The organism is Streptomyces sp. NRRL F-6492 (assembly GCF_001280125.1).
In the GTDB taxonomy this organism is placed as follows: Bacteria; Actinomycetota; Actinomycetes; order Streptomycetales; family Streptomycetaceae; genus Streptomyces.
In genome coordinates this window covers 1-20832 of sequence record NZ_LGEG01000009.1, presented here as the reverse complement: position 1 = coordinate 20832, position 20832 = coordinate 1, and the positions used below count along the sequence as shown (strand labels likewise).

At 75.4% G+C, this 20832-nt stretch carries 13 protein-coding genes; 2 read left to right on the top strand and 11 right to left on the bottom strand.

Translation table 11 applies throughout. The features are described from left to right. Positions 1–113: 113 nt before the first annotated feature. From ADL08_RS02670 to ADL08_RS37015, 5 genes are all read right to left on the bottom strand, one after another. A complete protein-coding gene (locus ADL08_RS02670) occupies positions 114–4046 on the bottom strand; it encodes a non-ribosomal peptide synthetase (protein WP_053640384.1) in 3933 nt (1310 codons plus the stop codon). 33 nt (positions 4047–4079) lie between these two features. Continuing rightward, positions 4080–10508, bottom strand: coding sequence for a non-ribosomal peptide synthetase (locus ADL08_RS02665; RefSeq protein ID WP_053640383.1), 6429 nt, complete (start codon positions 10506–10508; stop codon positions 4080–4082). Further along, a complete protein-coding gene (locus ADL08_RS02660; RefSeq protein ID WP_053640382.1) occupies positions 10505–13642 on the bottom strand; it encodes a non-ribosomal peptide synthetase in 3138 nt (1045 codons plus the stop codon). Before ADL08_RS02660 ends, ADL08_RS02665 begins: the two co-directional genes overlap by 4 nt. An 11-nt stretch (positions 13643–13653) precedes the next feature. Further along, positions 13654–13878, bottom strand: coding sequence for an acyl carrier protein (locus tag ADL08_RS02655; RefSeq protein ID WP_053640381.1), 225 nt, complete (start codon positions 13876–13878; stop codon positions 13654–13656). Positions 13879–14108: 230 nt separating this feature from the next. Next, the gene (locus ADL08_RS37015) at positions 14109–14264 is read right to left on the bottom strand and encodes a hypothetical protein (protein ID WP_159042969.1); all 156 of its coding nucleotides are present in this window, start codon (positions 14262–14264) and stop codon (positions 14109–14111) included. A gap of 176 nt (positions 14265–14440) precedes the next feature. On the opposite strand from ADL08_RS37015, the gene ADL08_RS02650 reads away from it, so the two are divergent. Then, positions 14441–15466 (top strand): helix-turn-helix transcriptional regulator, encoded by a 1026-nt coding sequence (locus ADL08_RS02650; protein ID WP_053640380.1) that lies wholly within the window; start codon positions 14441–14443, stop codon positions 15464–15466. A gap of 14 nt (positions 15467–15480) precedes the next feature. Here ADL08_RS02650 and ADL08_RS02645 read toward each other — a convergent pair whose 3' ends face one another. The 5 genes from ADL08_RS02645 to ADL08_RS02625 all read right to left on the bottom strand — a co-directional run bounded on the left by ADL08_RS02645 (position 15481) and on the right by ADL08_RS02625 (position 19691). Continuing rightward, positions 15481–16575 carry a serine hydrolase domain-containing protein gene (locus ADL08_RS02645; protein WP_420709547.1) on the bottom strand — a complete coding sequence of 365 codons (1095 nt, stop codon included), beginning with the start codon at positions 16573–16575 and terminating at the stop codon, positions 15481–15483. Next, positions 16572–17471, bottom strand: a complete 900-nt coding sequence (locus ADL08_RS02640; protein ID WP_053640386.1) for a DUF6895 family protein — start codon at positions 17469–17471, stop codon at positions 16572–16574. The genes ADL08_RS02645 and ADL08_RS02640 overlap by 4 nt, the downstream gene beginning before the upstream one ends. 95 nt (positions 17472–17566) lie before the next feature. Continuing rightward, on the bottom strand, positions 17567–18661 hold the full coding sequence (locus ADL08_RS02635; protein ID WP_063885215.1) for a DUF6895 family protein: 1095 nt from the start codon (positions 18659–18661) through the stop codon (positions 17567–17569). Continuing rightward, on the bottom strand, positions 18658–19506 hold the full coding sequence (locus ADL08_RS02630; protein ID WP_053640379.1) for a hypothetical protein: 849 nt from the start codon (positions 19504–19506) through the stop codon (positions 18658–18660). Before ADL08_RS02630 ends, ADL08_RS02635 begins: the two co-directional genes overlap by 4 nt. Next, positions 19506–19691 (bottom strand): hypothetical protein, encoded by a 186-nt coding sequence (locus ADL08_RS02625; protein WP_030207610.1) that lies wholly within the window; start codon positions 19689–19691, stop codon positions 19506–19508. Before ADL08_RS02625 ends, ADL08_RS02630 begins: the two co-directional genes overlap by 1 nt. A 230-nt stretch (positions 19692–19921) precedes the next feature. On the opposite strand from ADL08_RS02625, the gene ADL08_RS02620 reads away from it, so the two are divergent. Continuing rightward, entirely contained in the window at positions 19922–20350 is a 429-nt protein-coding gene (locus ADL08_RS02620; protein ID WP_053640378.1) for an SRPBCC family protein, read from the top strand. Positions 20351–20651: 301 nt separating this feature from the next. On the opposite strand, the gene ADL08_RS02615 is transcribed toward ADL08_RS02620, so the two are convergent. Beyond that, positions 20652–20832: cold-shock protein (locus ADL08_RS02615; RefSeq protein WP_063885213.1), on the bottom strand; the 181-nt coding region annotated here is incomplete at its 5' end.

The window sequence follows — 20832 nt, the reverse complement described above, 5'->3', positions numbered from 1 at the left end:
GGGGCCGGCCGGCCGCGTGCCGCGCGGCCGGCCCGCGCCGGGGCGTGGGGATGCGGGTGGGGTGGGAAGGACGGGTGTACGAGGGGACGGGGGGCGTACGAGGGGCGTGCGGGCTACTGGGCGGGGACGCCGCTCGGGCGGCCCGCGGCGGCGGCCTCGATGCGGGCGGCGACCTTCGGGACGTTGGGCCGCTCCAGCATCGAGAAGTGGTTGCCGGGCGACTCGTCGATGAGCAGGGTGCCGTCGACGCGGTCCTTCCAGCCGAAGTCCCAGCCGGTGAACAGCTCGGTCTCGGCCCGGATGAGGAGCGCGTCCCCGTGGAACGGCTCGCGCGGGGTGTCCCGGTAGGTGATCAGCGCCCGGGCGTGCCGCTGGTACAGGCTCACCAGGCGGCGCAGGTCCTCGACCGTGGCCGCGTCGGCCCGCTCGTCGTCGGTGCCCCGGGTGAGCCGGATGACGTGCCGCAGACGGCTCTCCTCGTCGAGGGCCTCCAGCTCCGCCTCGGTGGTCGGCAGCTTGTGGCCGAAGGCGCCGAGGATCGCGGCCGCCTCGGAGGTCACGTACCGCGGCGGTACGGGGTCGTCGATGCTGGCGCTGACGATGGTGAGCATCCCGACCTCCTCGCCGGCGGCCTGGAGCTGGCGGGCCATCTCGTACGAGACCATGCCGCCCATGCACCAGCCGCCCAGGTGGTACGGGCCCTCGGGCTGGATCGCCCTGACCTCGGAGAGGTAGAGGGCGGCGATCTCCTCGACGCTCTCGGGCCGCGGCACGTCCGGGCCCGCGTACTCGGGGGCCTGGACCGCGTGGAACGGCTGGTCCGGGTGGAGCACCTCGACCAGTTCGGAGTAGCTGAAGACGCTGCCGCCCAGCGGGTGCACGAAGAAGATCGGCGGGCGGTCGCCGTCTGCGCGCAGCGGCACCACCACGCTCGCCCGCGCCTCCTGCTCGCCGTCGACGATCCGGGCGAGCTTCTCCACGGTGCCGCCCTCGATCAGGGTCGCCACCGGCACCTCGACGTCGGTGAGGTCCGGCAGGCGCATGATCACGCGCAGGGCGGAGATGGAGTCGCCGCCCAGGTCCATGAACGCGTCGGTGACGCCGACCCGTTCGAGGCCGAGCACGTCGCGGAAGACCTCCGCGAGCGCCTCCTCCGTCGGGGTGCGGGGCTCCACGAACGCGCCCGCGCCGGTCTCCTCGCGGCCGGGTGCGGGCAGCTGGTTGCGGTCGACCTTGCCGTTGGGGGTGAGCGGGAAGGCGTCGAGGACCACGAACGCGGACGGCACCATGTACTCGGGCAGCGCGGCGGCGACCGCCGCGCGCAGGTCGGCCGAGGCCGGGGCCCCGCCCTCCGGGGTCAGGTAGGCGGCCAGGCGCTTGACGCCGGGCCGGTCCTCGCGGGCCACCACCACGGCCCGGCCGACGCCGGGCTGCCGGGCGAGGACCGACTCGATCTCGCCCAGCTCGATGCGGAAGCCGCGGACCTTGACCTGGTGGTCGGAGCGGCCCAGGAACTCCAGCTCCCCGGAGGGCAGCCGGCGCGCCACGTCGCCGGTGCGGTACATGCGGGCGCCGGGCGCGGCCGCGAAGGGGTCCGGCAGGAAGCGGTCGGCGGTCAGGTCCGCGCGGCCGAGGTAGCCGCGGGCCAGGCCGTCGCCGGCGATGTGGAGGTCGCCCGCGACGCCGTCGGGGACCAGGGCGAAGGAGGCGTCGAGGACGTACACCCGCGTGTTGGCGATCGGCCGGCCGAGGGTGACGGGCGCCCCGGGCAGCACGCGCTGGAGGCAGGACCAGATGGTGGTCTCGGTGGGGCCGTAGGCGTTCCACACCACGGGGAAGCGCGCGGTCAGGTCGGCCGCCAGGTCGTCGGGGAGCGCCTCGCCGCCGGAGACGACCCGCAGACCGGGATCGGCGCCGAGGCCCGCCTCCACCAGGAGCCGCCAGCTGGAGGGGGTGGCCTGCACGAGGGTGGCGCCGCTGTCCTCCAGGAAGGCGCGCAGCCGGGGGCCGTCGACGGCGATGTCCGGCGCGAGCACCAGTTCGGCGCCGGTGATCAGCGGCAGGTACACCTCAAGGCCCGCGATGTCGAAGGAGAGGGAGGTGACGGCGAGCAGCCGGTCCGTCTCCCCGATCTCCAGGTCGCGTGCGAAGGACAGCAGCAGGTTCAGCAGCGCGCCGTGCGGGATCTGGACGCCCTTGGGGCGGCCGGTGGAGCCCGAGGTGTAGATGACGTACGCGAGGTGGTCGGGGGTCACCTCGACCGGCGGGTCCTCGTCGGGGTGGCCGCTCGCGGTCGACGCGTCGACGGTGAGCACGTGGGCGCCCGCCGGGTCGAGCGTCCCGGCCGGGTCGGGGTCGGTCAGGAGCACCGAGACGCGGGCGTCCGCCAGCATGTACTCCAGGCGGTCGGCCGGGTAGCCCGGGTCGAGGGGCACGTACGCGCCGCCCGCCTTGAGGACCGCGAGGAGGCCGACGACCAGCTCCGTCGAGCGGGCCAGGTGGACGCCGACCAGGGTGTCGGGGCCGACGCCGAGCTCGCGGAGGCGGTGGGCGAGGCGGTTGGAGCGGGCCCGCAGCTCGGCGAAGGTCAGCACGTCGTCGCCGCTGCGCAGGGCCACCGCGTCCGGGGTGCGCTCGGCCCGGCGGGCGAGGAGGTCGGGCAGGGTCCGCCCCGGCTCGCGCTCCACGGCCGTCGCCTCCCACTCGGCGGCCAGGCGCTCCAGCTGCCCGGCGTCGAGGAGCTGAGCCGCCTGGGCCGGGGCGTCGGGGTCGGCGACCAGGGCGGCGAGGGCGGCCGTGTAGTAGCCGCCGATCTCGGTGATCCGGGCGGCCGAGAACTGCGCGGCGTCGTAGTTGACGCGCAGGTTGACCTCGCCGGTGGCCGGGTCGGTGCCGAAGTTGGCCGTGAAGGGGAAGTTGGTCTGCTCGAAGAACGCGCCGCCGGTCACCGCGGTGTGGTCGAGGGCCATGTCGTAGCTGCGGAAGCTGCGGTGGTCGACGACCGTCTCGAACAGTTCGGGCCGCTGGAGGTCCTGGAGGAGCTGCGCCATCGGGTAGCGGCGGTGCGCGAGGGCGTCGCTCTCCTGGCGGTGGATCTGCCGGGCGAGGTCGGTCCAGCTGGCTCCGGCCACGTCCGCGACCAGCGGCAGCGTGTTGAGGAACAGGCCGACCACCTGGTCGCCGTCGGCGGTCTCCGGGCGGCCGTTGCTGACGCGGCCGGTGACCACGCGGGTGGCGCCGGACAGCAGGGACAGGACCCGGGCGTGGGCCGCGAACATCACGGACTTGACCGGCACCTTGGCGTGGGCGGCGGCCGCGCGCAGTCCCGCCGTCAGGTCCGGGGGCAGCGGCACCTCGTACACCCGGGCGGTGCGCCGGGGCTCCAGGCCCTCCTCCGCGAGCCGCGGCAGGCCGGTGAACTCGGCGCCGGCCAGGGTGCGGGCCCAGAAGTCGCGGGAGGCGTCGCTGTCCAGCGCCTCCTGCTCCAGGGCGAGGTAGTCGCGGAAGCGGGTGACCGGTGCGACGGCCTCCTCGGTGCGGCCGGCGAGCCGGGCGTCGTACCCGGTCAGGAGCCGGGAGGTGATCAGGGAGAGGCTCCAGCCGTCCAGGATCGCGTGGTGGAAGCTCAGGTTGAGCTGGAAGTCGTCGTCGGCGAACACGTGGACGTGCAGCCTGAGCAGCGGGGCGAGCGCGAGGTCGAAGGCGGTGGCCTTCTCCCGGGCCGTCCAGCGGGTGGTGCGCTCCGTCTGCTCCGCGTCGTCCAGACCACGCAGGTCCTCGACGGTCAGCGGGGTGGGCACCGAGTCGTACACCAGCTGCACGGGGGCGCTGAAGTTGCTGATGTCGAAGCCGCTGCGCAGCACGTCGGAGTGGTCCACGATCCCGGCGAACACCTCGCGCAGCGCGTCCTCGTCGAAGCGGCCGGCGATCCGGATGGTGGAGATGTCGTGGTAGGTGGGCGTCTTGCCGTCCAGCAGGCTGTGGTAGAGCATGCCGGACTGCAGACGGGTCAGGGGGTAGGCGTCGACGATGTCGCCGTGGCTCATTGCGGTCCTCTCAAGGACGGTCGGGAGAAGGGGTCACTTGGCGCGCAGCTTGGCCAGGTCCGCCGGGGAGAGCAGGCCGAAGGCGGCGACCTGCCGCCGCTCGGCGGGCCGTTCGGCGGCCTGCCCGGTGCGCGCGGTCAGCCACGCGGCGATCGCCTCGACCGTCTGGTGGGCGAACAGTTCGGTCAGCGGGATGTCGAGGCCCCGCTCTCGGGCGAGGCCGACGACCCGGACGGCGTGCATGGAGTCGCCGCCGATCTCGAAGAAGTTGTCGGTGGCGCCGACCCGGTCGAGCCGCAGCACCCGCTGCCACAGCTCGGCGAGCGTGCGCTCGGTGTCGTCGCGCGGGGCGACCCGGCCGGTTCCGGCGGGCCGTTCGGGCGCGGGGAGCGCCTTGCGGTCGACCTTGCCGTTGGGGCTCAGCGGCAGCCGGTCCAGGACGACGAACGCGCTCGGCACCATGTGCTCGGGCAGCAGCCGGGCCAGGCCCGCGCGCAGCGCGGTACGGTCCGGCACGGCGCCGGTGGTGTCCGGTGCGGCGCCGGTGGTCTCCGGGGTGAGGTGGGCGACGATCCTGCGGTCGCCCGGGGAGTCCTCGCGGACGGTCACCACGGCCTGTCCGACGCCCGGCAGCTCCCTCAACGCGGCCTCGATCTCGCCGAGTTCGATGCGGAAGCCGCGCACCTTGACCTGGTGGTCGATGCGGCCCAGGTACTCGACGGTGCCGTCCGGGCGCCAGCGGGCCAGGTCTCCGGTGCGGTACAGCCGGGCGCCGGGCGCGCCGAACGGGTCGGGCACGAACCGGTCGGCGGTCAGGCCGGGCCTGTCGCCGTAGGCGCGGGCCAACTGCACCCCGCCCAGGAAGAGTTCGCCCGGGACGCCGATCGGCGCCGGGGCCATGAGCCGGTCCAGGACGTACACCCGGGTGTTGGCGATGGGCCTGCCGATCGGCACGCTCGACCGGTCGTCGCCGGGGCGGCTGGACCAGCGGGTGACGTCCACGGAGGCCTCGGTGGGCCCGTACAGGTTCTCCAGGGCGGTGTCCGGCAGGGTGCGGTGCAGGCGCCGGGCCAGTTCGGCGGGCAGGGCCTCGCCGCTGCACACCACGAGCCGCAGCGAGGCGCACCGCCCGGCCGGCGCGGCCGACAGGAAGGTGTCCAGCATCGGCGGTACGAAGTGGCAGACCGTGACCCGTTCGTCCTGGATCAGGCGGGCCAGGTACTCGGGGTCGCGGTGGCCGCCGGGCCGGGCGAGCACCTGCCGGGCTCCGGCGAGCAGCGGCCAGAACAGCTCCCACACGGACACGTCGAAGCTGATCGGCGTCTTCTGCAGCACCGTGTCGGAGGCGTCGAGCCGGTAGGCGTCCTGCATCCAGAGCAGCCGGTTGACGATCCCCCGGTGCGGCACCTGCACGCCCTTGGGGCGGCCGGTGGAGCCCGAGGTGTAGATGACGTACGCGAGGTGGTCGGGGCCGGCGATCGGTTCGGGCGCGTGGTCCGGCCGTCCGGCCGCCGGATCCCCGTCCACGACCAGGACCTCGACGCCCTCGCCCGCGAGGGAGGCGGCGTCCGTGCCGGGGCCGGTGAGCAGCACCGGCACCCGGGCGTCGGCCAGCATGAACCCCAGCCGTTCGGCGGGGTAGCCGGGGTCGAGCGGCAGATAGGCGCCGCCCGCCTTGAGCACCGCGAGCAGGGCCACCATCAGGGCGGCCGAGCGCTCCAGGTGCACGCCGACCACCACGTCCGGGCCGACGCCCAGGTCGCGCAGGTGCCAGGCGAGCCGGTTGGCGCGGCGGTGCAGTTCGGCGTAGGTCAGCCGCTCGTCGCCGCAGCGCACGGCGGTCCGCCCGGGGGTGCGCGGGGCCCGCTCCTCCAGGAGGGAGGTCAGGGTGCGCTCCGGGTCCCGGTCGGTGTCGGTGGCGTTCCACTCCTCCACCACCCGCCGGCGCTCGTCCGCGCCGAGCAGGTCCACCCTGGTCACGGGCGCGTCCGGGTCGGCCGCCACGGCCGTCAGGCAGTTGACCAGGTGCCCGGCCAGCCGCTCGACCGTCTCCGCGTCGAACAGGTCGGTGTCGTAGTCCAGCCAGCCCAGGATCTCTTCGCCGTCGTCCAGCATCCGCAGGTTCAGGTCGAACTGGCTGTTGGCCTCGGAGACCTCCACCAGCTCGCCGGTCACCCCCGGTGCCTCGAAGGTGCCGAGGCGGACGTTCTGCAGGGCGAACAGCACCTGGACCAGCGGGCTCCGCGACAGGTCGCGTTCGGGGGCCAGCTCGGTCACGAGCCTGCCGAACGGCACGCCCTGGTGCTCGAACGCCGCGAGGGCGTGGTCGGTGACCCGGCCGACGAGGTCCCCGAAGCCCGGTTCGCCGCGCAGGTCGAGGCCGAGCGGCACGGTGTTGAGGAAGCAGCCGACGACGTCCTCGAACTCGGCGCGCTCCCGGTTGGCGACCGGGGTGCCCACGAGCAGCCGTTCCTGGCCGGTGTGGCGGGAGAGCACCACGCCGAAGGCGGACAGCAGCGTCATGAACAGGGTGCTGTCGCGCTCGCGGGACAACTCCCGAAGCCGGGCGGAGAGTTCCGTGCCCAGGGCCAGGCGGTGGCGGGCGCCCCGGTGCGCCTGGACGGCGGGGCGGGGCCGGTCGGCGGGCAGTTCGAGGACGGCCGGGAACCCGGCCAGCCGCTCCGTCCACCGGCCGACCAGGTCCTCCAGCGGCCGCCCGTCGAGCGTTTCGCGCTGCCAGCGGGCCACGTCGGCGAACTGCAGCCCGGCGCCCGGGTCCGGGACGCCGCCCCCGGCGGCCGTGCGGTAGGCGGCCGACAGGTCGTCGAGCAGGACGGCGAACGACCATCCGTCGAAGGCGATGTGATGTGCCGTCAGGACGAGGAGGTGTTCCTCGTCGCCCGACCGCAGCAGCAGGACGCGCAGCAGCGGGCCGGCCGACAGGTCGAACGGCTCCTTGGTCTCGGCCATCGCCCGCGCCAGCGCGTCGGCGGCCGGGTCCGGCGCGTCGCGCAGGTCCCGCTCGCGCACCGCCACCCGCGCGTCCGCGTCCACCCGCTGGACCGGCGCGCCGTCCTCCAGGGCGAAGCGCGTGCGCAGCACCGCGTGGCGGCGCACCACGGCGTCCACCGCGGCCTGGAGCGCGCCCGGGTCCAGGGGGCCGCGCAGCCGCAGCACCATCGGCATGTTGTACGCGGCGTCGCCGGGCCGCAGCTGCTCCTCCAGCCAGAGCCGCTCCTGCGTCCACGACAGCGGCGCCGGCGCGTCCAGGGGGCCGCGCGGCACGCCCGGCTCGGGCTCGGACCGCGCGGTGGCGCCGGCGCCCTCGATCAGCGCGGCGAGCGCGGCGACCGTCGGGTGCCGGAACAGGTCCCGCAGCGTCAGCTCCACGTCCAGCGCCCGGCGCACCCGTACGAGCACCCGGCTCAGCAGCAGGGAGTGCGCGCCCAGGGCGAAGACGTCGTCGCGCGCGCCGACCCGCTCCACGCCGAGCACCTCGCGCCAGATCCCGGCGAGCCGCTCCTCCAGGGGCCCTTCGGGGGCGACGTACCCGCCGACGGCGCTCTCCCGGCGGTCGGCCCCGAGGGCGCGCAGAGCGGTCCGGTCCGGCTTGCCGTGGGGCGTCAGGGGCAGCGCGTCGAGCACCACGAACGCGAACGGCACCTTGTACTCCGGCAGCCGCGCCGCCAGCGCCGTGCGCAGCGCGGCGAGGTCGGGCCGCGCGCCGCCGGTCGCGAGGTGGCCGACCAGGCGGTGGCCGCCGTCCGGGTCGGGCTCGGCCAGGACGACGGCCTGGCGCACGCCGTCGAGCCCGGTGAGGGCCGCCTCGATCTCGGCCGGCTCGACGCGGAAGCCGCGCACCTTCACCTGGTGGTCGGCGCGCCCGAGGTGGTCGAAGAGGCCGTCCGGGCGGAGCCGGGCCAGGTCGCCGGTGCGGTAGACGGGGCCGGCGGCGAAGTCCAGGGTGCCGAATCCGGAGCCGTCCACCACGTCGGCGTACCGCGCGAGGTGGGGGGTGCGGACGACGAGTTCGCCGACCTCGCCGAGTGCGGCGGGCCGGTCCCCGGCCGCCACGAGCAGCTGCACCTGGTCGATGCCGCGGCCCAGCGGCACCGGGCCCTCGCCCTCGGGCGCGCTCTCGCCGCCGCGCCGGACCACGTGCACCGACACGGCCTGCGGCGTCTCGGTCGCCCCGTAGAGGTTGAGCAGGTCGGCGTCCGGCGCGAGGGCGGCCCAGGCGCGGACCGTGCGGTACGTCAGGGTGTCGCCGCCGAAGCCCGCGAGCCGCAGCCGGGGCCAGCCCTCCGGGCCGGAGGCGGCGAGGGCGGAGGCCAGTGCCGGGGTCAGGTGCGTGACGGTGATCGCGTCCCGGCGCAGGGAGGCGGCGAGCGCCTCGGTGTCGCGGGGGTCGGCGCCGGGGAAGACCGCGGTGGCCCCGGCCCACAGCGGGGCGAGCACGTCCCGCAGGAACGGGTCGTGGCCCAGGCCCGAGAGCACCGAGAAGCGGTCCTCGGCGGTGACGCGGAACTCCTCGGTGTACCAGGCGAGGAAGTGCGCCAGCGGGCCGTGCGTGCCCAGGATCCGGCGCGGGCGGCCGGTGGTGCCGGAGGTGAACGCGACGTAGGCGGGGTCGCCCGCGGCGGGCGGTTCCCGGTCCGTGCCGTACGGGTCGGACGGTTCTTCGTCCGTGTCGTCCGTGTCGAGCGTGACGACCGGGACGGAGGCGAACGGTGCGACGGTCCGGCCGGGGGCGGCCTCGATCCACGCGGCGGGCTTCGCCTCGGCCGCGCGCGGCTCCAGTTCGGCCCGCGGGTGGGAGGCGTCCAGGATCGTGAACGCCGCCCCGGCCCGCAGCGCCGCGAGCAGTGCCACCACGGTCCGGGGGCTCCGCTCCGCGTGCACGGCCACCACGTCGCCGGGGCCCGCGCCCACGGCGCGCAGCCGGGCCGCCGTGCGGGCGACGGCCCCGGCGAGTTCGCCGTACGTCCAGGTGCGTCCGGCGCCTTCGAGGGCGGTCCGTCCCGGGTGCAGCCGGGCGTGCTCGTCCAGACGTTCCAGGACGGACCCCGGGTAGCCGGCGGGCAGTTCGGCGTCCGGGCCGGGGACGAGCGCGGTGGCGCGTCCGGTGGCCAGGGCGAGGTCGGCGACCGGGCGGCCCGGGTCGGCGGCGGCCTGCGCGAGCACCAGCTCCAGCTGCTCCAGGAGGTCGGCGACGCGCTCGGGCAGGAAGAGACCGGAGTCGTACACCGCCTCCAGGGCCACCCGCCCGCCCTCGGTGGAGACGTACAGCGTCAGGTCGAACTTGCCGTCGATCTCCGGGAACGGCAGCTGTTCCACCGTGCAGCACGCCAGGTCGAGGGGGGTCGCGGGCGGCAGCGCGTTGAAGAAGACCCGCACCGGTCCGCCGCGCCCGCCGTCGCCGCCGGGCGTCCGGTCGGACGCGAGGCGGTGCAGCGGCGCCCGCTGGTGCGCGAAGGCCTCCAGGGCGCTGCGTTTGACCCGCTCGACGAGCGTGGCGAACGACGGCCCGCCGGTCAGGTCCAGGCGTACGGGAAGGGAGTTGAGGAAGCAGCCGAGCGTCCGGTGTTCTCCGGCGCGGCGGCTGGAGACCGGGGTGCCGACCAGCAGGTCGTGGCGGCCGGTCTGCCGCGCGAGGACCACGCCGAAGGCGGCGAGCGCGGTCATGAACAGGGTGGCCCGGTGGGTGCGGCCGAGGTCGCGCACCGAGGCGCTCAGCTCCGGGGAGAGCAGTCGGCGCCGCTGGGCTCCGGCGCGGCGGCCGCCCTCCGTGCGGGGCCGGTCGGTGGGCAGGTCGAGGGTGCGCGGCGCCCCGTCGAGGTAGTCGCCCCACCAGTCGAGCAGGCCGTCCACCGCCTCGTCCGTCAGCCGCTCCCGCTCGGCGCGTACGGCGTCGTCGAACTGGCCTGCGGGAGAGGGGGGTTCGCCGGTCACCCGGCCGTACAGTTCCGACAGCTCGGCGAAGAGCAGTCCGAACGACGTTCCGTCGAAGACGAGGTGATGGGCCGTCACCACCAGCAGGTGCGCGGCGGCGGCGGTGCGCACGGCGAGGACGCGCAGCAGGGGTCCTGCCGCCAGGTCGAAGGGGCGGTGGGCCTCCTCCAGGACGGCGGCCCGCGCGGCCGCGTCGGCGTCGGTCCCGGTGCGCAGGTCCAGGAGGGCCACGCGGACCCCGGCGGTCGGCAGCACCCGCTGTACGGGGGTGCCGTCCACGTCCGTGAAGACGGTGCGCAGGGCGGAGTGCCGGGCGACGACGGCGTCCACGGCGCGCTGGAGGGCGGCGAGGTCGAGGGGGCCGGAGACCCGGGAGACCACCGGCATGTGGTAGGCGCTGCCGCCGGGCCGCAACTGCTCCTCGACCCACATCCGTTCCTGGGTGTACGTGAGCGGGAACGGGTCGGCCGCTCCGGCGACGGCGGTTCCGTCGACGAACGTGTCGGTCATGTCAGGTCCTTGGTGAGCAGCAGGTCCAGCTCGGAGGCGAACAGGTCGGTCAGCAGGGCGTGGACGGCGGGCGGCAGCAGACCCTCGGGCGTGTGGAGGGCGCCGGTCAGCTCCTCGCCGTCCTCCCACAGCTCGCAGACGAGCTCGGCCTGCGGGCCGAGCGGCGGCGCCGGCCGGGGGCGCAGCACGGTCTCGCCCAGGCGCACCGGGGCGTTGACCCGTTGGAGCGCGAGCACCGTCTGGTACAGCGGCATCCGTCCGCCGGTGGGGCGCGGGGCCAGGGCGGCGATCTCGTCGGTGGGCAGCGCGGCGTGCGCGAGGGCCCGCAGCAGCCGTTCGCCGACCAGGTCCACGAGTTCCGCGCCGCCGGTGCCGGGCTGCGCCGCGACGCGTACGGGAACGCCGTTGGCCAGGTAGCCGACGGTCCGGTCGTGCGCCGGGGCGCGGTCGGCGACGACGGTGCCCACGGCGAGGTCGAGCTGTCCGGTCCAGGTGGACAGGGCCCGCCACCAGGCGGCGAGCAGCAGGGTCAGGGCGGGTGTGCGGTGGCGGGCGGCCGCCGCGTGGAGCCGGGAGGCGGTCCCGGCGGGCAGGGGGACCGCGCGGCCGGTGACCGGGGTGGTCCACAGGGTCCGCATGGCGGGGGCCGGAACGGGCAGGGCCAGTGGTTCCAGGCCGGCCAGCTCGGTGCGCCAGAAGTCCCGTTCGGACCCGGTGGCGCGGCCGGCCGCCGGGGGCGCCGGGGCGGGCGCGGGCGCGGTGCCCGACCAGGCGGTGGCGAGGTCGGCGAGCAGCACCTGTTCGGAGTGGGCGTCGTAGACGGCGTGGTGGACGGCGATCAGCAGGGTGTGCCGGTCGGCGGAGTGCGAGAGCAGCCCGGCCGCGAGCAGCGGGCCGTGGGCCAGGTCGTGGACGGCGGAGGCGAGGTCGGCGGTCAGGGCGTCCTCGGTGGTCCCGGCCGCCGACGCGCGGACGAGCGGGACGGGCGCGGGGGCCGGGGACACGGCGCGCCGGGGGCGTCCCCGGTCCGGGGGGAACGTGGTGCGCAGTGCGGGATGGGCCGCCAGGGCGGCCGTCAGGGCGGCTTCGAGCCGGTCCGCGTCGACCGGTCCGGTGACCTCGACGCGGCTCGTCGCCACGTGGCCGGGCGCGCCGGGCGCCAGCCTCTCGGCGATCCAGAACCGCCTTTCGCCGGGAGAGAGCCGGTCTCCGGGTGCTTCTCGTTCCCCGGTGACCGCCGACTCGCCGGTGGTTCCAGTCCCTTCGGCGGCTCCCGTCTCCCCGGTGTCCCGGCGGGGGCGGTGTGCGGCGAGTTCCTCCAGGGCGCGGACGGTGGCGTGCCGGTAGACGTCGAGCGCCGAGAGTTCGACGTCGAGGAGGCCGGACAGCCGGGCCGCGATCCGCAGCACCTGCAGGGAGTGGGCGCCCCGGGCGAGCAGGTCCTCGTCCTCGGCGAGCGCGGGCGCGTCGAGGATCCCGCGCACCGCGCGCAGGGCCGGGGAGCCGTCCGCCGCGGGCGGGGCTTGCGCGCCGGGCGTCGGCCGGGGGCGTACGAGCGTTTCGACGGCCCGCAGGTCGGCCTTGCCGGTCGGGCCGAGCGGCAGCGCGTCGAGCAGGACGAACCGGTCGGGCCGCAGATAGCCGGCGAGCAGTCCGCGCGCCGCGCGCGCGAGGTCCTCGGGGGCGGGGGCGCGGCCGGGTTCGGCGGTGTAGGCGCACACGGTGCCGGTGACGGTGCCCCCGGCGTCGCGCCGCGGGATCAGGAAGCACTCCTTGACGCCCTCGACCCGGCCGAGCACGCGCTCGACCTCGCCGGGTTCGACGCGGAAGCCCCGTACCTTGAACTGGCGGTCGGCGCGTCCCACGTACGACAGGCGGCCGCCGGGGGTCATCCGGACGAGGTCGCCCGTGCGGTAGACGCGCACGGGGCCGCGGCCCGGGACGTCCAGGGCGGTGAAGCGGCGCGCGTCCTCCTCGGGACGGTTCAGGTAGCCGAGCGCGAGGCCGCCGCCGCCGACGAGGAGTTCGCCGGTCTCCCCGTACGGGACGGGGGCGCCGTCGGGGTCGACCACGGCGAGCAGGGTGTCGCGGATCGCGGTGCCGACCGGGATCCCGTCCGCCCCGTCCAGGTCGGCGGGGGTGACGGGGTGGGCGGAGACGAAGACCATCGACTCGACCGGGCCGTAGCCGTTGGTGAGGCGTACGGCGGGGTGCGCGGCCAGGAAGCGTGCCACGTGGGCGGGCGAGAGGCGTTCGCCGCCGGTCATGACGTGGCGGAGGCCCGCGAAGGCGCCGGGGTCCTCGTCGACGATCAGGTTGAGCAGGGAGCTGGTGAGCCACAGGGTGTTCACGCCCCGCTCGCGCACGAGGCGGCGCAGCGCGGCCGGGTCGAGGGGCCCCCGCGGCACCTCGACGGCGCAGCCGCCGTTGAGCAGCGGGCCGAAGACCTCCAGGGCGCCGCCGTCCCAGTAGGGCGCGGCCACCATGGGCATGACGGTGTCCGGGCCGAGGTCGGCGTACCCGCCGTGCAGGAAGGTGCGCACGAGGGCGCGGTGCGGCACGGCGACGCCCTTGGGGCGGCCGGTGGAGCCGGAGGTGAAGAAGACGCAGGCGAGTCCGTCGGCGCCGACGGCCGCCGCTCCGGCGAGGTCGTGGCCGCCCGTGGAGGCGTCGTCCTCGGCCGGGCCGGCCGGCAGCGGTACGACGGGCAGTTCGCCCGGCACCGCGTCCGGACGGCCGGTGCCCGCCGCGTCGAGCACGAGCCGGGCGTCCAGGTCGTCGAGGACGCCGGCCAGCCGCTCGGCGGGCCAGTCGGGGTCGACGGCCGCGTAGGCCGCGCCCGCGAGCAGCACGCCGAGGGCGGCCACCGCGAAGGCCCCGCCGGGCCGGGCGAGTACGGGCACGCGGTCGCCGGGGCGCACGCCGTGCCGCAGCAGCTCCGCCCGTACCGCACCGGCCGAGGCGACCAGCCGGCGGTAGGTGACGGTCCTGCCGCCGGTCCGCAGCGCGGGGGCGTCGGGGGTGCGCGCGGCCACGTCGAGCAGCGCGCGGTGGGCGGTGGCGTCGTCGGGGACGGGGGTGCCCGGCCCGTGGGACAGTGATCGGTTCATGGTTCCGGCGGCGGTGCCGCTCACGTCCGTTCCGCCTAGTCCTGGGCCCGCGCGCCGCGCGCGGTGTTCACGGCGGCGGCGAGCGTGTCGGGCGTGGAGTCGAGCACGTCGAGGAAGTCGACCTCGGCGCCCCACCGCTCCTCGATCCGGGCCACGATCACGACCGCGTGGAACGAGTCGCCGCCGTGGCCGATGAAGGAACCGTCGCCGGGCACGTCGGTGCCGAGCACCTCGTTGACCAGGGCGCGTATCTCGGCCACGTCGACGTGCTCTGCGAATGCGTCAAGCACAGACACCTGCGGTACTCCGAATTCTCTACGAAAGGGATCGGCATGGACATGCCGTGATTGCTTTCATGTGTCGCCGTGTGAACGCGTGCGAAGCGACCATGAAGAGTGTGTGAAATCTCGGCCCGGAAGCAGGGCGAGACCTGGTGAATTCCTTTTTACCGGCGCACTCGCCGAACCCCGGTCCGGGGAGGGGAATTCGATTAGCTCCAGCCGGTGTCGTCCAAGTGCGGCACGGTCGAACCGCTGGTCACGGACGCGCTCTTGGCCAGGTCGGCCGCCGCCGGAGGCAGGCCGACGGCGAGGACCGCCGCGATTCCGGCGACGAATATCGTGAACTTCTTCCGCATGCTGCTCATGGTTGCCCCCCGCAACGAGATGAGTGAATTTCGGAAACCGGCTCGACGGCCGTTCCGTCACTCCTCAAGTTTCTTCATTCGGGGGGCTCGTGGTCCAGTCCGGAAGGCCGCATCATGATGCCCTACACCAAGATGCAGGGCAGGCAAGAGTGACTAACGCGCAAAAAGCGGACATCATGGCCCGGCTGGAAACCCTCCGGGCCGAGGACATCCAGGTCTACGGGTGGGCCGTCGACCACGGCACGCTGGTGGTCCCGGACGCCGCCGTCGGTCTCGGGCTCTCCCCGGAGAGGGTCGCGCGCGCGGTGGAACTGCTGTCTGCCGTACCGCTGATCAGACCCGTCGGCGGCGTGGCCGACGGGCCGCCCGGCGCGTGGAGACCGATGGACCCGCAGGCGGCCAGTGCGGAGGTGGCGGCCGCCGAGTCCCGCTTCCGACGGGGCCTGGCCGGGATCTTCACCCTCTGGGACACCGTCGACTCGCTCAACGCGCTGTACGCCTCAGGGGCCCGCGACGGCGTCCGTACGGTGCCCCTGGAACTGGTGGAGTCCCTCGGCGAGGTCATCGAACTCCTGGAGGAGGCCAGCAGCGGCTGCCGCCTCGAAGTGATGACCTCTCAGCCCGGCGGCGGCCGGCCGGCGGCCGAACTGGAGCAGTCGATCGTCCGCGACCTGGCGATGATCGAGCGCGGCATCCGGATGCGCACGCTCTACCAGCACACCGCGCGCCACCACGCGCCCACCCAGGAGTACGTGGAGCGCGCCACGGCGGCCGGTGCCCACGTGCGCACGCTCACCGAGCTGTTCGGGCGGATGATCGCCTTCGACCGCCAGGTGGTGTTCCTGCCCCACGCCCAGGTGAAGGGAGGGGCCGCGGTGATCCGCGACCCCTCCACCGTGGCGTTCCTGTGCGCGGCCTTCGACCGCAACTGGCAGATGGGCAGCCCCTACAGCCCGGCCCTGCCCGACGGAGAGGTCCGCGAGGACATCAAACTGGCCATCCTCACCATGCTCAGCCAGGGCCTGCGGGACGAGATGATCGCCCGCCGGCTCGGCGTCTCCCTGCGCACCTGCCGCAAGTACATCGCCGACCTCTTCGACCTGCTGGGCGCCGAGAGCCGCTTCCAGGCGGGCTATCTGACACGGGCCGGGAACCTCCTGGACACCACCGGGGAGGCCCCGCCGGGCGGCATCGGCGGGTGACGGACCGGTGGTGGCTACGGGCCCTCGCACAGGAGGGTGAGGGCCTCGGCGGAGAAGGGGTCGGCGGGGCGGTACCGGCGGGTGGCGACCGCGGCCAGGGCGAAGCCCGTGGCCGGCTGGAAACCGAGGAACGCCTGCTGTCCGGGAGTGGCCCCGCAGTGGAAGAAGGCCGGTCCGTGCGGGGTCGGCCGCTGGAACCAGGTCAGCGTGTGGGTCTGGCGGCGTTCCCCGCGGCCGTGGCTCAGTACCGGTCGGCGCACCTCGCGCAGGGCGTCCGCCAGTGGCCCGTCGGGCTCCAGGTGGGCCTCCAGGAAGGCGAGCAGGTCGTGCGGGGTGGCGCGCACGGCCCCCGCCGCGGCGAAGCCCGCGATGTCCAGGGGCGGCAGGGGCGTGGTGCCGTCCTTGGCGTGGCCGGTCGCGTCCCGCCCGCCCCCGGCGCCGGGCCGCAGGGCGGTGCCGGACAGGCCGAGCGGGTCCAGGACGTGCTCGTGCAGCAGGACGTCCCACGGCGTCGCGGTACGGGCCGCGAGGGCGTGGCCCAGGACGGCCACGCCGAAGTTCGAGTAGCGCCAGCGGGTGCCGGGGCGGCGGGGGCGGGCGCGGGCGAACGCCTCGACGACGCGCCGGGCGTCGTATCCGGCGTAGGGGTTGGTGTTCCGGCGCGGCAGCGCCCGTGCGTAGAGGTCGCGGGGCAGGCCGGGCAGGCCGGAGGTGTGCGTGATCAGGTGGTGGAGGGTGACGGGATCGCGGCCGGGCGGCCGGTCCGGGAACAGCGCGGTGTTCGCCGGCTGTCCGAGGGGCACGTGTCCGGAGGCGGCGAGGCGGGCCAGGAGCAGGCCGGCGAAGGCCTTGGACGCCGAGCCGATCTCGTAGCGCAGTTCCTGGCGGCCGGTGGCCGTCGCGTCGGACCCGCCGCCGCTACGCAGCGTCCTGCGGCCCCGTACGGAGGCGGCGAAGACGACGTCGGGGGCGTCGACGGACGCGACGGCGGCGGCCAGCCGGTCGGCCAGGGGCGCGGTCGTCCCCGCTCCGGGCGGGTCGGCGGCGGCCCGCACCGGCGTCTCGCCCCCGCCGTCCGCGGGGTCCGGTTCGTCCGTGTACGGCTTCACGTCGTCGCTCCCGGGGAGGGCCGCGCGCCCACCAGGCGGGAGAAGGCGCGGGAGGTGGCCAGGGTGGCGGCGAAGGCGGCGACGACGGTGGGGTGGTACACCATGTCGAACACCGCGTCCTCGTCGCTCTCCTCCGGCATGCCCCGTACGGCCGGCATGGCGCCGTCGGGCTGCTGCGCGGCGGCGAAGCCGCGCCAGGCACGGGCGTCCAGCGTGGGGCGCTCCAGGCAGGCGTCGACGACGAGGAGTTCGCCGAGCAGGTCCCAGCGTCGCAGGTCCAGCCAGTCGTCCAGCCACACGGGGAGCCAGGTGGCGAGGTAGTCGGCGGTGGCGGGCGGCAGGTCGGCGGGGCGCGCGCCCCAGTCCGTGAGGTGGAAGACGGTGTGGGTGACGTCGTAGGCGGCGTATCCCTCGACCGTCCACGGCTCCGGCGCGCGGGCCAGCCAGGTGCGCGCCGCGGCCTCCTCCACCGGGATGCGCGGGGTCAGTCCGAAGCGCTGCTCGAAGGCGCTCAGGCCCAGGCGCCGCACCGGCCTCATCTCCATCGCCGACCAGCTGTCGAGGCGCTGGTTGAGCCGGACCGCGCGGTCGACGTGCGGCTGGCGGTAGCCCATCTCCCAGAACGGCAGGTAGACGTCGAACGGGACGGGGGAGATCGGCTCGCGGCGCTGGCCCTCCTCCAGCATCCGGCCGCCGTCGAGGACGTCGCGCCACAGGTGGTCCAGGAGCCGGCGGGCCAGGTCGACCTGGTGGGAGCCCGCGACGCCCTCGCGGAAGAGGACCTTGCAGATCATGGCGACCTCCCCGACGGGTTTGAAGCGGTCGAGGAAGCCCGTCTCGGGGTCGGCGTCCGGCTCCAGGCGGAAACCCTCCCGGTGCTCGTACAGCCACTCCATGGCCCGCAGGCCGATGCGGTGGAAGAGCGCGGCGTCCACGGCGTCCGGTCCGTCCTGCGCGGAGGGGCCGGAGGGCGCGGGCGGCTGGTCTGCGGTCATGGGACATCACCCGGCGGCGCGGTCTCGGGGCCCGGAAGGACCGTGGCGGTGAGGGACACGGGGGGAACCTCGTACAGACGGGCGGCGGTGAGGGTCGCCGCGTAGGCGGCCACCAGCGTCGAGTGGTAGCAGTCGAAGAAGCCCGGCCCGGCGGCGCCGTCGCGGCGGCTCGGGCCGACCTCGCACAGTCCGCCCGCCGCGTCCTGGGCGGCCGCGAGCCGTGTCCACGCGGGCTCCACGATCCGCGCCGGGACGGGGGTGGGGAGGCTGGCCGCCACGGCCAGCAACTCCCCCGCGAGGTCCCAGAGTTCCTCCTCCAGGCACGAGTCCAGCCAGGCGGGCAGCCAGTGGTGGAGGTAGCGCGCGAGCCGGCGCGGCATGCGGTGCGGCGCGTTGCCCCAGTCGGTGAGGTGGAAGACGACGTGGGTGAGGGCGTAGCCGGAGGAGCGTTCGAACATCCACGGCTCGGGCAGGCTGCCCAGCCAGGTGCGCTGCAGGGCGGTGAGCGGCGCGGCGTGCAGGGGCAGGCCGGTGCGGTGCTCGGCGTTGAGGATGCCCAGGCGGCGGGTCGGGTCCTGCTCCGTGTGCGCCCAGCTGCGGGTACGGGCCAGCGCGCGGGCCAGTTCCTCGAAGGCGGGGTGCCGGAAGCCCGCCGACCGGAAGGCCGCGTAGATCTCCAGCGGGTAGGTGGACATCGGTTCCGCACGCAGCTGGTCGAGGAACAGGGAGCCCCCGCGCGTCTGCTCCCAGGCGAACTCCAGGAGTTCGGCGGCGCGTCGGCGGGCCGGGCCGGAGGTGGTGTGGCGGCGGATGCCGTCGCCGAGCTGGGCGAGCTCGCCGAGCGGTTTCCAGGTGCGGTCGACGAGCACGTCGGGCGCCAGCACGTCCTCGGGCAGCGCGAAGCACGCGCGGTGGTCGTACACCCAGTCCAGGGCGGTGCGTGCCACCTCCACGACCCGCGGGGCCGCGGTGGGGCGCGAGACGCCGTCGACGAGGGGCCACGCGGTGTCGCCGACGGGCGGCCGGGGCTCCGCGCCGACCGGTTCGGCCGTCTGCGCGCCGAGACCCCGGTCCGGCACCGCCGCCGTCATGCCCGCACCCCCGTGCCGTCCTCCCGCCCGGCGCGTGCCGACCGGATCGCGCGGAAGTGCTGCGCGGCGTGCACGTGCAGGTCCACCCGGGGGTCGGAGCCGCCCATCAGCAGGACGAAGTCCAGGCCGGCGTCCAGGCCCAGGGTCTTCGGCACGTCGTCGACGACCGCCAGCCAGCGGCCCGCGGCGGCGGCCTGGAGCCAGTCCCGTCGGCGCACCGCCCGGACGAAGCCGCGCGCGAGGTCGACGGGTCGCTCCCGGGCGGCCCGTGCGACGGCGGACCGCGCGAGCACGGTGTGCCCGTGGGTCGCGGCCGTCGCCGTGTCGCCGGGGACGGCGAGCGGGGCGAGGAGCGCGAGCTGGTGCGTCAGCTGCTGCCAGGGGACGGTGGCCGGCCACGCGGCCCGCGCCCCGGCGGACCCGTCGGCGCGGTCGGGGCCGTGCTCCCCCGTGGGACCGTGGTCCCCCGCGAGGGCCGCGGACGCTCCGGAGGCGGCGGACAGCGGGGCGGCGTCCCGGGCGTCGGAGTGGTCCGACATCCGGGTCAGGGCCCAGTGGCTCCAGACGGTGACCGGGGAGGAGTCGGCGCGGGGCGGGAAGGTGTCGGCGGCCCGTCGGCACGCGGCGACGTCCTGCGGATGCGGCGGCCTGCCGTGGACGAGGGCGGGGAGCAGGAGGTCCGGTCCGAGCATGCGCACGGCCGCGAGCCACGGGCCGTCGCCCTCGGTGCCGGCCGGCCCGCCCCGGGCAGAGGAGTGGTCCCCGCCCTTGAGGGCGGAGACCACGTCCGAGGCGAGGTCATGGACCGCTTCCGCCACACGGGCAGCCGCCTCTGACCGCTCCATCAGCCCTTCTTGGGGCGGGGCGTCGGCGGCGACAGCAGGAGGCCGTACTGGCCGCCCGCGAGCGCGAGCGCCGCGCACTCCCTGGTGTCACGGGCCGTGCCGCCCGGCTCGCACGGGTTCAGGGCCTCTTCGATGTCGATGTCGTTCCACGTGGTGTCGTGAACGATCCGCTCGGTGGAAGCCATGTCACCATCCCTTTCCACAAACTTAACCCGACAAAACGGGACTTTTGGGTGGAATTTCCCTTCCAGTAGAACGCCATACGCGTATAGACGCAACCGCACGGCCGTCACCGAAGCTCGACATCCGTCGTCGGGCCGGCGCCCCGGCGGGGCCGGGAGCGGGGACGGTGAAACGCGTCTTCGGGGGTACGGACGGAGAGACCCGTCGTTTCACACAGGAGGAGGAGAGGTCCGTGGCGTCCTCGTTGCTGGAAGCGCTCGACATCAAGGCACCGGTGGCCGTGAGCTGGTCCCTCTGGGCCGACGTCGAACGCTGGCCCACTTTCCTCAGCCACGTCAAGCGCGTCGACCGCATCGACGCCGGGACGTTCGCCTGGCAGGTGTCCCTGCCGGGCGCCGACAAGGCCTTCGTGGCCGAACTGACCGAAGTGGTGCCGCAGGAGCGGATCGCCTGGCGGACGACGGAGGGGGTCCACCACGCGGGGGTGGTCACCTTCCACCGGCTCAGCGACACGGAGAGCCGGGTGACGCTCCAGATCGAGTACGAACCCAAGGGTTTCGTCGAGCACTTGGGCGCCCTGACGAACCTCGACGCGACCCTGGCCAACTACGACCTGGGCGAGTTCCAGCGGATGGCCGAGCACGAGGCCGGCCACCGCTGAGGGCGGTCGCCCCGCGCGGGAGCCCCGGCGGCCTGCTCGCCGCCGACCGGCCGCGCGCCGGGCGGTAGCCCCACGCGCGGAAGCACCGCACGCCGGTCCCGGAAGGATCCCGGGACCGGCGGGACGCGGGAGGGATCGGGGGAACGCGGGAGGGGCCCGGCGAGACCGGGCCCCTCCCGCTTCGTCCCGCATGCGGGACGGGGCGGCGTCCCGGCCCCCGGACCGGGGGCGGCCGGCCCTCCGTGCATCGGCGGTCACCGCCCCGTGGAGCGCCCCGCCGGTCCTTCGCGGCCGGCGGTCGTCAGCCGCGGACGATGTTCTCGGCCTGGGGCCCCTTCTGGCCCTGCGCGACGTCGAAGGTCACGCTCTCGCCCTCGACCAGTTCGCGGTAGCCGTTGCCGGAGATGCTGGAGTAGTGGGCGAAGACGTCCGGGCCGCCGTCCTGGGCGATGAACCCGAAGCCCTTCTCGGCGTTGAACCAC